The organism is Phascolarctobacterium sp. (assembly GCF_030531065.1).
Taxonomy (GTDB): Bacteria; Bacillota; Negativicutes; order Acidaminococcales; family Acidaminococcaceae; genus Phascolarctobacterium_A.
The window spans coordinates 1-12306 of sequence record NZ_JAUNOQ010000008.1; the positions used below are offsets into that span (position 1 = coordinate 1).

Consider the following 12306-nt stretch of genomic DNA (forward strand, 5'->3'; position numbering starts at 1 on the left):
GTCCAGATTAAAGTTTTTTATGTTAGGAGTGTCCATTTTCTTGGGTACAGTTTAAATAATATCTAAATTCAGCAAAAACAGGAGTCCCTAACAGCAAAGAAAAGAAAATGCTACACAACAATAAATAACAAAGCGCAACGCTCCAGTTACGGCGCGCAACGGCAAAGGAAAGCATAACCAGCAATACCCACGTATATGCTGCGACATTATAGAACGCGCCCAACCCCCAAATTTTTTCTAATGATATTTTTTCTATAACTTTATTCACAGCTATTGGGCTCCGTTCAAGCCCGATATCGTTTTTCTTTACTCCTTTTCCGTAAACCCAATATTTTATATTAGGATACCAATATCCCCTGGTTTGATGAAGCCACGCTATAAGATAATCCTTAGGGTATTTTATTCCCAAGTCAAACCACATTTGAAAATATTCCCATTTATTAGCAGCGAAAAACTCTCCGTTGCGGCAATTTCCTTTAATCGGGTCGGAAATGTAAGGCTTATACAGCCTGGGTATCCTTCGTACATCAATAATTTGCTCTAAAAGATATTTTTGCTTCTCTGTCAGCGGTCTATTATTCTTCACCACATAAGCTATCTGCTGCAAAGGAATAGACAGTTTTTCAGAAAATTTCGCATCGCGAACTCCCAAAGACTCATAAAAAGGCCCTTTTACATAACTACTGAATATTATAGCCAAAAATACTACCGCCACTAAATAATATTTTTTGAATTTGTACGAAAATAATATCAGAAAAGGCAGCCACAGAAGCAAGGCATAGTAACCGTTACTACGGAACAAACAAAACGCGCAGCATAATAAAAATAAACTTACATACAGAACAGCACTCTTCGAATTCATATGTCCAGAAAACGATAACGCTTTAACCAAAGCTAGTAACAACAGAACAGTAATCGCTCCATGAGTAATATCCTTCCAGATGGTCACGCTATAATAGCCATGAAAAGATACCAAGCCATAATACAACAATATTAAACACACCAACAACCTATTGCCCGTTTTCACATAAATAAACCGGACCACAAGCGTAAAGCACACTGCTAAAAACAAAAGCTGGATAAAGCTAATAAACCCTATAATCGCATTGATATCCTGAACGCCACAAGAACTGATAAATTCATACATTAACTTTAGCGTCATAGTATGAGCAATCGGGTGATGATTGACCAACGGCGCAAGCCCCAACACCTGTTTTATTTGGCTGATACTATCAGGCGTTAAGACAGCAGGGTAACACGCCAGCCAATAAGGTATCCAGCAGACCAGCAACCAACCGAAAGCAGTTAAAGAAACTACTGCAATTTTATTATAAGCCTGCTCCAGGGGAGTACTGTCACTAAGATACTTGTCGTATAAATCATAAAAAATTTGCAGCAAACAGCTTAGGAAAAAGCCTGACCCCATCAGCAAAGCAAATATCTTTACCATATTTCTCTTTATATTTAATAATAAATCCGGCTCTCCTAAAGTCAAGAAAAGCGCAAGCAGCGCTCCGCACCATTTCGCTTCGTTCTGAATTTTGCAATCCGCATTAATTTTATAAAAATAATACGCCAACACTGCTATAAATAATGGAAAAATACTGACCGTTGATAACTTAAACAGATACGTCAAGGCAATAGACGTAACTATAGTTTTAAAATAAATATTACTAATAAAAGAGTAACGCCTCTCACCAATCATTTATCCCTTAACCGCCTTTCGCTTCATAATATAATTCCAAAACATAACGACTACAGTCGATATTATTTTAGCTTTCATGTAATAGAGTAAACAAATCTCTACCAGTACATACATACAGAACTGATTAAGGCCCAAACCTGCTATGCTGCTAACGATAAACAGCAGTTGTCTCTTAGCGGTTGATTCAACTGCCTTCTGAAAAACATATCTTACGCATAACCAATAGTTTAACAGCAAAGATATAGAAAAAGATATGGCGGCAGAATACAAATACCTGACTCCCAAAAATTCTGTATAAAAATAGAGCAGTCCATAATCCACCACAAACGATAAACAGCCAACTAAGCCAAAACGTATTACTTCAAAAAATAATTTCTGCATTACTTTTTCAATAATAAAAGCATAGCGTTCATCTGTATTTCAAAATTTTTGCGGCAGTTCTTAGCATTAGTGTCTAAAATCAATCCGCACACTATGGAAAGAACGGCAGCTAACATACAAAAGCCGCTCACGATTAGTGTAGGAACCCTTGGCACCAAACCATTCTGCACATACTCTATAAATACAGGAATAAAAAGTCCTATAGAAAGAAAAGTAAGCAATAAAGCAACTATGCCAAAAAATTTTAATGGCTTATAATCTCTGTACAAATTAAAAATAGTCATAATCACTTTGGCGCCATCACTATAAGTGTTCAGCTTGCTAACGCTGCCTGACGGTCTGTCCCTATATGTGACAGGAATACTTGTTATCACTAAATTATTATCAAGAGCATGAATAGTCATTTCTGTTTCTATTTCAAAGCCTTTAGAAAGAACGGGAAAACTTTTAACAAATATGGGACTAAAAGCACGATACCCAGTCATAACGTCTAAAATTTTTTCTTTAGGCCGCCATAGCATATTGATGCTGTTTCTTACGATAACATTCCCAATATTATGAAAAGGGCGTTTATTTTCATTAAAATACGTTGAAGATAACCTGTCGCCAATAACCATATCTGCACCCTTATCTAATACCGCATTACACATTTCCCGCGCATTTTCAGAGGGATAAGTATCATCTCCATCTATCATTAAGAAGCAATCAGCCTCTATATCTCTGAACATAGAACGAATAACATTTCCCTTGCCCTGCCTATATTCATAGCGCACAATAGCTCCTGCCTGCTCAGCAATTTTATCTGTCTGGTCCGATGAATTATTATCGTAAACATAAATATCTGCTTCCGGTAATGCTTTTTTAAAATCAGAAACGACCTTCGCTATAGTTAAACTTTCATTATAACAAGGAATTAAAACTGCTATTTTACTCACGATACACCTCTTAGTCACAACAGCAACACCGTAATGTCGAAAATTTCACGAAAATTTTTCTCTAATATTTAATGATAGTATAGCAGTTGTCGACATCATTGTCAAATCATAGTGATAGCACCTTGAAAGTATACAGAAACTATTTCGAAAGCTAATATAATAACATAATCTAAAGAAAGCAGGTTATGCTTATGCCATCATTACTACCTATTTTTTCTCTACGTATTCCTGAGGAACTACTAGAAGAAATAAAGCTTATAGCAAACGAAAATTGCCGTTCTACCAACAAAGAAATAGAATATGCACTAACACAGTATGTAAAAAAATATCATCAGGAGAAAAGCAAAAGAGACTAGCTTAAAGCTGATACGTTAGTTATTATCAGTTTTAACTAGTCTCTTACTTTATCTGTAAAAAATGAAATAACCGTGCTAACTTTCGTCAACACGGTTATCATAATCATTTGAGCAATTCACGAACTATAGCGTTAATGCGTTTGCCATCTGCGCGGCCTTTAGTTCTGGCCATGACAGCCGGCATCACCTTACCCATATCCTTGGGGCTGGCAGCGCCGACAGCGGCAATTACTTCAGCTACGATAGCTTTCAGTTCGTCATCACCGAGAGCCTCGGGAAGATATTTCTTTAAGATAGCAATTTCTTCCTTAGCTTGGGCAACCAATTCTTCGCGTCCGGCTTTCTGGAATTCCTCCAGAGAATCCTGACGCATCTTGACCTCTTTCATCAGGACTGCAAGAACCTCATCGTCAGTGAGTTCCTTTTTGTCGTTGATTTCAACGTTCTTAATATTAGCGCGTACCATGCGGATAACGGATAAGCGCAGCTTGCCCGCTTCTCTTTCCTTCATGGCCTGCTTCATATCGTTAGTCAATTGGTCTTTTATAGACATACAGCCCGCCTCCAATTATCTGGTTTTACGTTTTCTGGCTGCTTCGGATTTTTTCTTACGGGCAACGCTGGGCTTTTCATAATGCTCGCGTTTTCTTACCTCAGAAAGAATGCCTGCCTTTTGGGTTGCTCTTTTAAATCTGCGCAGTGCGCTGTCTAAAGTTTCATTCTTGCCAACTTTAATTTCTGCCATCTGATCTCCCTCCCTCCACACACTTAGGGAAGTGTATATGCAAATTAAGTTTCAGGCGTTGCCACCTAAAAACACTTACTGACCTATTATACAGGAAAAGACAACTGTTGTCAATATTTTCAGCAGGGAGGCCAGCCTAATACTTTGCCGCCGATCACATGGATGTGCAGATGCTTAACGGTTTGGCCGCCGTCGTCGCCGGTGTTGATAACAACGCGAAAGCCCTTTTCGGCAATGCCTGTTTTTTCAGCAATCAGCTTAACCTTGCTCAGCATATAAGCAACCAGCTCAGGGTCGGCTTCGACAATATTAGCGGTATGATCCTTGGGCAGCAGCAGCACATGTACGGGAGCGGCCGGAGCCACGTCGTTAATCGCGATCATTCTATCGTCTTCATATACTTTGGCGGAAGGGATATCGCCCTTGATTATTTTACAAAAAATACAATTCTCAGCCATGGTTCATTTTCCTCCTCTCATTCTTATCTATCTTGTTTATATTCTAGCTTTAATTTTAAATTCCTGCTAAAAAGAAAGATTATTTTATGCCAGCTCGCCCGTCAGCCAATCGTCCTGCACGCCGGTGAGCTTAACGCGGCGAATTTCTCCCGCCAGCTCCGGCGTACCGCGAACTACTACGCGCAGGTACGGTCCGCACAAGCCCTCCATATGCTCCGCGTCCACAGGCTGCTCGAACAGCACCTCTTCCGTGCGCCCCACCATGGACGCCAGCGTTTCCTGATGCATGGCCGCGTCCAGCTCCGCCAGCTCGGCGGCGCGCTGCGCCTTTACCGCCTCGTCCACCTGCTCAGGCATCGCCGCAGCAGGAGTACCCTTGCGCTTGGAATAAGGGAAAATATGCATCTTGGCAAAGCCGCACTGACGCGCAAAGTCCAGCGTCGTCAGGAAATCCTCCTCCGTTTCTCCGGGGAAGCCCACAATAACGTCCGTAGTAATCGCCACATCAGGCACCTGTTGGCGAATCTCCTGCAATAATTTGGCAAAGCGCGCCGTATCATAAGGCCGGTGCATAGCCCGCAGCACCTTATCGCAGCCGCTTTGCAGCGGCAGATGCAGATGCCTGCACAAACGCGGCTCCCGCGCCATCAGTTCCAGCAAGCGCGGCTCCACCTCTACCGATTCTAAACTGCCTAGGCGCAGGCGGCGCACGCCCTCCACGCTTAAAGCGGCCTGTACCGCATCATACAGGGTAACGTGCCGCCCTTCCTTGAGCAGCTCCTTGCCATAGCAGCCCAAATGAATGCCGATGAGCACGACCTCCTTGTAGCCAGCCGCCACAAGTTTGGCAACCTCTTCCCGGATGCCTGGCAGACTGCGGCTGCGCAGCGGTCCGCGGGCAAAGGGGATAATACAGTAGGTGCAGTATTGGTTGCAGCCCTCCTGGATTTTTAAGAAGGCCCGCGTTTTATCAGTTTCCGTACCGACGCCCAGCTCCTCAAATTTAGTATCCACCGTCATCTGCTGCACATTATCCAAAACCGTTGTTTCCTTGCGCTCCAAGGCCTGCTCCACCAGCTCCACAATGCGGCCGCGCTCCTGATTGCCGATGATTACGTCCACGCCCTCAATAGCGCGCACTTCCTCCGGCGCTGTCTGCGGATAACACCCCGTAACCACTACCAGCGACAGCGGACTGCGGCGCACGGCGCGGTTAATGATCTGCCGCGACTTGCGCTGCCCCGTATTCGTCACCACGCAGGTATTGATCAAATAAACATCGGCCGACTCGGCAAAGCCCACCACCTCGTAACCGGCGGCGCGGAAAATGCTCTCCATGCTCGCCGTATCCGCCTGATTAACCTTACAGCCCAAGGTATAAAAAGCAATTTTTTTCATCTATGGTTAATCTCCTAAATCTCCTTTTTCATAAAAAATAGCGCTGATCGCTACCAGGCCTGCCGTCTCCGCCCGCAGTATCCGCCTGCCCAGCGTAACCGGCGTCGCCCCGGCCGCCCGCGCCTGCTCCAGCTCGTTCTCGCTGATGCCGCCCTCCGGCCCGATAATCAGCAACAGCTCGCTGATATTGGCGGCGTCCGCCTCCCGCAGCGCTGCCTTCAGGCTCAAGCGGTCCTCGCACTCGTAAGCGATAATCTTCGTCTGGCAGGGATTATTCGCCAGCATCTGCGCCATAGTCTGCACCGGCTGCACCCGGGGAATAATATCGCGCTTGCTCTGCTTGGCGGCGCTTTCGGCAATTTTTTGCCAGCGCTCCACCTTTTTAACGGCTTTAACGCCCTCCAGGCGCACCACGGAATGCTCCATAGCCACCGGCACAATGCTGTAGGCTCCCATCTCCACGGCCTTCTGAATGATGAAATCCATTTTTTCGCCCTTGGCCAGACCCTGCGCCAGCACCAGCTGCACGCGGGGCTCGTGGCTTTCGGCCAGCTTTTCCAGGCAGCGCACATAAACGCGCTCCCCGTCGATAGACGTAATCTGCGCCACCGCGCTGACCCCGTCGTCGCTGACGATTTGCAGCTTATCGCCGGGCTGCATGCGCAGCACCTTGCCAATATGCCGCGCGTCCACGCCCTCCAAATACATTTCTTCATTATATAATTGAGGTATAAAAAAACGATGCATATATTTCTCCTGCTTGTTTAAAACTAAGACTGCTCAGAAGGCGTCAGATGCTAGGCGCGGCGACGACGGCGTACATAGTAGTACTCCTAGGAGCCGCAACAACGCAGATGACGCCTTATGGGCAGTCGCATAATTATTTTTTCCTCATCTGCATCACAACCCAGCCGCCGCGCCTATCCACAGCGTCCACATGCATGCCCTGCAGCTCAGCTTCTGCCGCCACGTCGGCCATACGCTCCTCGATAATGCCGCTGGCCAAAAACAGGCCGCCGTCCTTCAGCTTGCCGGGAACGTCCTTCAGCAGCAGAATAATAATATCAGCGATAATATTAGCGATAATCACATCCGCTTTACCCTCGGTGCCGTGCAGCAAATCGCCCTCGCGCACCTCAATCTTAGCGCTCAAATGATTATTCGCCACATTCTCGCGGGCTACGCGCACAGCCACGCCGTCGATATCCACCGCCTTAACCTCTTGAGCGCCGCACAGCGCCGCCGCAATAGCCAGAATACCGCTGCCCGTGCCCACGTCAAAAACCACGGCATTCTTGGGCAGCACTCGCTCCAGGCGCTCCATCATCATATTCGTAGTATGGTGCGTACCCGTGCCAAAGGCCATGCCGGGGTCAATTTCGATAACGTGTTCCCCTGCCTTGGGCTCGTATTCCTCCCAGCTGGGCTTAATCACCAGCGATTTACCCACATGCGTCACATGAAAATACTGCTTCCATTCATTGGCCCAATCCTGCTCGGACACCCGGCGGAAGCGCGTATTGCCAAAGCGGTACTTGCCGATGCGCTCCTCTACCTCCTGTAAAGCGGCTTCAATCTGCGCCAAACGCGGCTGCAGCCGATCATCGTCAGCATAATAGCCGCTGACCGTTACCACCTCGGTATTCTGCTGCTCCGGAATATCGCACAGCTCCCAGGTGCCGCTGCTGCGCAGCTCGTTAATCAGCCGCGGGTCCTCGATAGCCACGCCCTTCGACCCAGCCTCCGTCAAAATATCCGAAACAGCCTCCACCGCCTCGTGCGTCACAGCCACATTAACCTCTATCCAATCGTTCATCTATCTTCAAACTCCCTTCGCAAAATTTATCGCTTGCTTATTTATCATTCTATTATACACTATCGCGCTATGAATTGCACAGCTATCCAACAAAATTCATGTGCATTTTCTCTTGACGATGCTAAATTTTAATTTTATACTTTATTTATGCGAAGGGTTAGCGTTACGTCAACAGCTTGTACACTGTGATAAGCTATTGTACTTTTAGGCAAAGCAATATCCTTAGTCATTTTTCAAAGCCAAATTATCTCCCCCTGTCTCGCTCACGCTCGACCTCCCCCTCTAAGAGGGGGAACAAACAAAAGATAATTGAAAAGCCATTGTGCTCCCTCTTTGAGGGAGCTGTCACCGCAGGTGACTGAGGGAGTTATATTTGCATAAAATTATGATGCCTTACAAGCGCGACGTTCAACAATTCGCATCATTTTATATTGTTATTGTAAAATAAGGGAAAAAGGAAGTGCCGCAATGCTCACATTAGACAAAATCTACCACGCCTCCTTTGTGCTCAAAAGCGTGGCGCGCAAAACAGACCTCATTGCCGCACCCCACCTTTGCGAAGGCCAAAACCTGTATTTAAAGACAGAAAACCTGCAGGTCACCGGCAGCTTTAAGGTGCGCGGCGCATACTACAAAATCAGCCAATTAAACGGAGAAGAACGCGCTAAAGGCGTTATCGCCTGCAGCGCCGGCAATCACGCCCAGGGCGTAGCCCTGGCAGCCACCCACATGGGCATCAAAAGCGTCATCTGCATGCCCGACGGCGCGCCCATTATGAAAGTAGAAAACACTAAACGCCTGGGCGCTCATGTCGAGCTGGTGCCCGGAGCTTACGACGATGCCCACGACCGTGCCGTGCAAATGCAGGAGGAAACGGGCATGACCTTCATTCATCCCTATGACGACGAGCTGGTAATCGCCGGTCAGGGCAGCATCGGTCTGGAAATTCTCGACCAGCTGCCGGACGTAGAGGCAGTCATCGTCCCCATCGGCGGCGGCGGCCTGATTTCCGGCGTAGCCTTCGCCATTAAAAGCCTGCGTCCCGAAGTAAAGGTTTACGGCGTGCAGGCGGCAGGCGCAGCCAGCATGTACAACGCTTACCACGACCATAAATACGAAACGCTGGAGCAGGTCAACACCTTTGCCGACGGCATCGCCGTGAAAACTCCCGGCGAAAACACCTACGAGCTTATCAGTAAATATGTGGACGATATCGTAACCGTCAGCGAGGACGAAATCGCTACGGCCATCCTCACCCTCATGGAAAAGCAAAAGCTTATCGCCGAGGGCGCAGGCGCTACTCCCGTAGCCGCAGCTCTTTTCAACAAGCTGCCCATCGAGGGTAAAAAGACCGTCTGCCTGGTATCCGGCGGCAATATCGACGTCAACATTCTTTCCCGCGTCATTACCCGCGGCCAGGTAACCAGCGGTCGCAAAACCAATCTGATGATTGCGCTGGAGGATAAGCCCGGCCAGCTCAATCTGGTCAGCGATATCGTCAGCCGCTGCGGCGCTAACGTCATCAGCGTCCACCACGACCGCAGCGACGCCAACATGGCCATCACCAGCTGCTTCTTAAAATTAGGTTTGGAAACCCGCGACAAGGAGCAAATTGCCGAAATCAAGGCCAAGCTTGCCGCCGCAGGCTTTAAGCTGGTCAACGAACGCGTCTAACGGCATAAAGCTATTCCCCGTTTATCACAGGATAAGCGGGGAATTTTTTCGTTCCATATTAACTTAATTTACCTGCACAAATCCACAGGCAGCAAAGCGCGCAAACCGTTGCTGCAGGCAAATTCGTCGGCCTGCACCCTGAACACCTGCGCGAGCAGCTGCGCCGTCACAATCTGTTGAGGTTCGCCGCAGGTCACCAAACGCCCCTGCTTGATTACCGCCACATAATCGGCGTACTGAATAGCGTGGTTCAGGTCGTGAATAACCATTACTACCGTCAGCCCCAGCTCCCGGTTCAGCTTGAGCAAAAGCTGCATCACCTCCAGCTGGTGGCAAATATCCAGATAGGTTGTCGGCTCGTCCAACAGCAAAACCTGGGGCCGCTGCGCCAGCGCCATGGCAATCCAGGCCCGCTGACGCTCGCCGCCGCTTAAAGTATGCAGCAGGCGATGGCGCATCTCCGTCATATTGGTCTGCGCCAAGGCCCATTCCACATGCCGGCCGTCGTCCTTAGCGCCGCGGCCCAAAAAGCCTCGGTGCGGAAAACGCCCCATCTCCGCCAAATCCTGTACGGTCAAATCGGCAGGAGCCTGCGGCCCCTGGGTCAAAATTGCCAGACATTGAGCCAGCTCGCGATGAGTAAAGCTTTTAATATCCCGTCCCTTAAAGACAACGCTGCCCTGCTGGCAGGGCCAGATGCGGGACAAAGCCTTCAGCGTCGTACTCTTGCCGCAGCCGTTAGGCCCGATAATAGCCGTAATTTTACCCTCCGGAATTTGCAGGGACAAATCGTGCACGATGGTTTTATTGTTGACGCCAATATCGATATGCCTGGCTTCTAAAATCGGCTGCATCATATTTCCCTCCTCAGCAAAAACAAAAAGAAGGGCGCGCCCAAAAAGGCCATAATAATGCCCACCGGCAGCTCGATAGGCGCAAAGACAACGCGGGCGAAGGTGTCGCTCAGCGTTACAATGGCAATGCCCAGCAATGCGGAAGCAGGCAAAAGATAGCGGTAATCGCTGCCAATCAGCAGTCTTGCCGCATGGGGCACTACCAGGCCAACGAAGCCCAACAGCCCTACGACGCTGACGGCGCTGGCCGCCAGTAAAGCCGCCACGGCAGTCAGCAGCACCCGCGTTACCTCCACGTTAATGCCCAAGCCACGCGCCATTTCGTCGCCCAGCTGCAAAATATTCAGATAGGCCGCGCTGGCCAGGGCCAAGAGCATGCCAATCGCCGCATACGGCAGAATAATCTGCACATGGGGCCAGCTGCGGGCCGCCAAGCCGCCCACCATCCACATCAACGCGCCGTGTACCCGGTCGCTGTAAAAAATCATCAGGCCGCTGATACCGGCGCTCAAAAAAGCGGAAACCGCCACGCCGGCCAGAATAATACGCACCGGCTTAATGCCGTTTTTCCACGCCAAAATATAGATGCACACCGCCGCCAGCATAGCGCCGATAAACGCCGCAGGCGTAATCAAATATTCCAACGCCGGAAACAAAATCATAATCGCCACACCTGCCAGACCAGCGCCGGAGGAAATACCGATAATATGCGGATCTGCCAGAGGATTGCGCATAATCGCCTGCAAAATCGCGCCGGACAAGGATAAATTAACTCCTACCAACGCTCCTACAATGGTGCGCGGCATACGGATATTCCAAATAATCTGGCTTTGCGGGTCCGTGCCTGGATGGAGCAGGATATCGGCTATCTGCCGCATAGTAATCACGCTGGAGCCCTTCGTCAGGCTTAAAAAGGAGCCTGCCAGCGCCAAAGCCAAAAACAGCAGCAAAACGCCTGCACGCCACGCACCGCGGCCTACGCCCAAGCGTTCTGCGCTCTGCAAATCCTCCGCTTGCTTATTTTCCATTTCTAAAGACCTCTGGATAAACCTGCTGCGCCATATATTTTACCGCTTCGGGGTAACGCAGTCCGGGATTGATTAAAAACAACTTTTCCGGCAGCACATAAACATGTCCCTGCTGCACGGCCCGCAGGCTGTTCCACGCCGGATTCTGCTTGAAATCGCTGCGCAGGCGGTTTTCTATTTCCTCCGGCTTGCCCATAGAGGTAATGAATAAAATATCGGGATCCTGCCCTACCAGGCTTTCCATGCTGTAGGGAGTTTTGTCGGACTTGCCCTGCAAAGCGGCGGCGGCCACATTCTCAAAGCCCAAAAGGTCGCTGACGCAGCCCGCGATGCTATGCGAGCCTTCCACCGTCACGCTGCTGGCCGTAGCGTGCATAATAACAACCCGTTTCTTATTCTTAGGCAGCCTTGCAGTTACGGCGGCAATTTCCTTATCCAGCAAAGCGTTCTCTGCCGCTGCCTTGTCCTGAGCGCCATAAATGTCGCCTAAGGTGGTCACTGTCTGCTTTACCTCGTCATAAGTTTTAGCGTCGAACTCAATAACACTGATATTATTGGAAGTCAGCAGCGGCACAAATTTTTCGTGCTGATTTTTTCCCGCCAGCACTAAATCCGGCTTCAGCGCCACTAAGCTTTCCATATTTATATTATATACCAGGCCTATCTCCGGCACGTCCTTCATAGACGCAGGCACAGTACCCACCTTCGAAGTCGCGCGCCCCGCCAGCTTACCGCCCACCGCGTCGATCATACCCAGATAGGACGGACTCAGGCTTACTATCCGTTCCGGTTTCTTAGTCAAAGTCACCTGCCGCCCCGCAGCGTCCGTCAGCTGCAAATAGGCCTTGCCGCCGCCGGCCTCCTTTTGCTCGCCGCCGCAGCCTGCGACGCCCAGTGCCAAAACGCAAAGCAAAACTCCGGCTAATTTTTTTAAATTCATTTTCTGTCACCTCGTT

The 12306-nt window shown here is 48.9% G+C and carries 14 protein-coding genes; 2 read left to right on the plus strand and 12 right to left on the minus strand.

What is annotated here, in order from left to right; genetic code table 11:
* Positions 1-22: 22 nt before the first annotated feature.
* Genes Q4E64_RS06605 through Q4E64_RS06610 form a run of 3 tightly spaced genes read right to left on the minus strand, consistent with a single transcriptional unit; the run spans position 23 to position 3021 of the window.
* Positions 23-1705, minus strand: a complete 1683-nt coding sequence (locus Q4E64_RS06605; RefSeq protein ID WP_303166966.1) for a DUF6020 family protein — start codon at positions 1703-1705, stop codon at positions 23-25.
* Complete coding sequence (locus tag Q4E64_RS11470; protein ID WP_368501533.1) at positions 1706-2086, minus strand: GtrA family protein; 381 nt, start codon at positions 2084-2086, stop codon at positions 1706-1708.
* Positions 2086-3021: a glycosyltransferase family 2 protein gene (locus tag Q4E64_RS06610; RefSeq protein ID WP_303166968.1), complete on the minus strand. Its 936-nt coding sequence runs from the start codon at positions 3019-3021 to the stop codon at positions 2086-2088. The genes Q4E64_RS11470 and Q4E64_RS06610 overlap by 1 nt, the downstream gene beginning before the upstream one ends.
* A 191-nt stretch (positions 3022-3212) precedes the next feature.
* Between Q4E64_RS06610 and Q4E64_RS11475 the strand changes: the two genes are divergently transcribed.
* Positions 3213-3377 (plus strand): Arc family DNA-binding protein, encoded by a 165-nt coding sequence (locus tag Q4E64_RS11475; RefSeq protein ID WP_368501537.1) that lies wholly within the window; start codon positions 3213-3215, stop codon positions 3375-3377.
* Between the two features lie 103 nt (positions 3378-3480).
* Here Q4E64_RS11475 and Q4E64_RS06615 read toward each other — a convergent pair whose 3' ends face one another.
* The 6 genes from Q4E64_RS06615 to prmA all read right to left on the minus strand — a co-directional run bounded on the left by Q4E64_RS06615 (position 3481) and on the right by prmA (position 7794).
* On the minus strand, positions 3481-3930 hold the full coding sequence (locus Q4E64_RS06615) for a GatB/YqeY domain-containing protein (protein WP_303166970.1): 450 nt from the start codon (positions 3928-3930) through the stop codon (positions 3481-3483).
* Between the two features lie 15 nt (positions 3931-3945).
* Positions 3946-4122 (minus strand): 30S ribosomal protein S21, encoded by a 177-nt coding sequence (gene rpsU / locus Q4E64_RS06620; protein WP_021720854.1) that lies wholly within the window; start codon positions 4120-4122, stop codon positions 3946-3948.
* Positions 4123-4241: 119 nt separating this feature from the next.
* Positions 4242-4580, minus strand: coding sequence for a histidine triad nucleotide-binding protein (locus tag Q4E64_RS06625; protein ID WP_303166971.1), 339 nt, complete (start codon positions 4578-4580; stop codon positions 4242-4244).
* 84 nt (positions 4581-4664) lie between these two features.
* The gene (gene mtaB, locus Q4E64_RS06630) at positions 4665-5978 is read right to left on the minus strand and encodes a tRNA (N(6)-L-threonylcarbamoyladenosine(37)-C(2))-methylthiotransferase MtaB (RefSeq protein WP_303166972.1); all 1314 of its coding nucleotides are present in this window, start codon (positions 5976-5978) and stop codon (positions 4665-4667) included.
* Between the two features lie 6 nt (positions 5979-5984).
* A complete protein-coding gene (locus Q4E64_RS06635) occupies positions 5985-6725 on the minus strand; it encodes a 16S rRNA (uracil(1498)-N(3))-methyltransferase (RefSeq protein WP_303166974.1) in 741 nt (246 codons plus the stop codon).
* 133 nt (positions 6726-6858) lie between these two features.
* Positions 6859-7794: a 50S ribosomal protein L11 methyltransferase gene (prmA, locus tag Q4E64_RS06640; protein ID WP_303166976.1), complete on the minus strand. Its 936-nt coding sequence runs from the start codon at positions 7792-7794 to the stop codon at positions 6859-6861.
* A 468-nt stretch (positions 7795-8262) separates the two neighbouring features.
* Here prmA and ilvA point away from each other — a divergent pair, with 468 nt between their 5' ends.
* Positions 8263-9468: a threonine ammonia-lyase gene (ilvA, locus tag Q4E64_RS06645; RefSeq protein ID WP_303166977.1), complete on the plus strand. Its 1206-nt coding sequence runs from the start codon at positions 8263-8265 to the stop codon at positions 9466-9468.
* 68 nt (positions 9469-9536) lie between these two features.
* Here the strand turns inward: ilvA and Q4E64_RS06650 are convergent, their stop codons facing one another.
* The 3 genes from Q4E64_RS06650 to Q4E64_RS06660 are packed head-to-tail and all read right to left on the minus strand — an operon-like array spanning position 9537 to position 12290.
* Entirely contained in the window at positions 9537-10325 is a 789-nt protein-coding gene (locus tag Q4E64_RS06650) for an ABC transporter ATP-binding protein (RefSeq protein ID WP_303166978.1), read from the minus strand.
* Positions 10322-11350, minus strand: coding sequence for an iron ABC transporter permease (locus Q4E64_RS06655; RefSeq protein WP_303166980.1), 1029 nt, complete (start codon positions 11348-11350; stop codon positions 10322-10324). Before Q4E64_RS06655 ends, Q4E64_RS06650 begins: the two co-directional genes overlap by 4 nt.
* On the minus strand, positions 11340-12290 hold the full coding sequence (locus Q4E64_RS06660) for an ABC transporter substrate-binding protein (protein ID WP_303166982.1): 951 nt from the start codon (positions 12288-12290) through the stop codon (positions 11340-11342). The genes Q4E64_RS06655 and Q4E64_RS06660 overlap by 11 nt, the downstream gene beginning before the upstream one ends.
* Positions 12291-12306: the final 16 nt, after the last annotated feature.

Excerpts from the sequence above, each read along its gene's own strand:
- Q4E64_RS06605 (WP_303166966.1), bottom strand. The coding sequence starts at position 1,705 with ATGATTGGTGAGAGGCGTTACTCTTTTATTAGTAATATTTATTTTAAA.
- Q4E64_RS06650 (WP_303166978.1), bottom strand. The coding sequence starts at position 10,325 with ATGATGCAGCCGATTTTAGAAGCCAGGCATATCGATATTGGCGTCAAC.
- Q4E64_RS11475 (WP_368501537.1), top strand. The coding sequence starts at position 3,213 with ATGCCATCATTACTACCTATTTTTTCTCTACGTATTCCTGAGGAACTA.
- Q4E64_RS06635 (WP_303166974.1), bottom strand. The coding sequence starts at position 6,725 with ATGCATCGTTTTTTTATACCTCAATTATATAATGAAGAAATGTATTTG.
- Q4E64_RS11470 (WP_368501533.1), bottom strand. The coding sequence starts at position 2,086 with ATGCAGAAATTATTTTTTGAAGTAATACGTTTTGGCTTAGTTGGCTGT.
- mtaB (WP_303166972.1), bottom strand. The coding sequence starts at position 5,978 with ATGAAAAAAATTGCTTTTTATACCTTGGGCTGTAAGGTTAATCAGGCG.
- Q4E64_RS06660 (WP_303166982.1), bottom strand. The coding sequence starts at position 12,290 with ATGAATTTAAAAAAATTAGCCGGAGTTTTGCTTTGCGTTTTGGCACTG.
- prmA (WP_303166976.1), bottom strand. The coding sequence starts at position 7,794 with ATGAACGATTGGATAGAGGTTAATGTGGCTGTGACGCACGAGGCGGTG.
- ilvA (WP_303166977.1), top strand. The coding sequence starts at position 8,263 with ATGCTCACATTAGACAAAATCTACCACGCCTCCTTTGTGCTCAAAAGC.
- Q4E64_RS06615 (WP_303166970.1), bottom strand. The coding sequence starts at position 3,930 with ATGTCTATAAAAGACCAATTGACTAACGATATGAAGCAGGCCATGAAG.
- Q4E64_RS06655 (WP_303166980.1), bottom strand. The coding sequence starts at position 11,350 with ATGGAAAATAAGCAAGCGGAGGATTTGCAGAGCGCAGAACGCTTGGGC.
- rpsU (WP_021720854.1), bottom strand. The coding sequence starts at position 4,122 with ATGGCAGAAATTAAAGTTGGCAAGAATGAAACTTTAGACAGCGCACTG.
- Q4E64_RS06625 (WP_303166971.1), bottom strand. The coding sequence starts at position 4,580 with ATGGCTGAGAATTGTATTTTTTGTAAAATAATCAAGGGCGATATCCCT.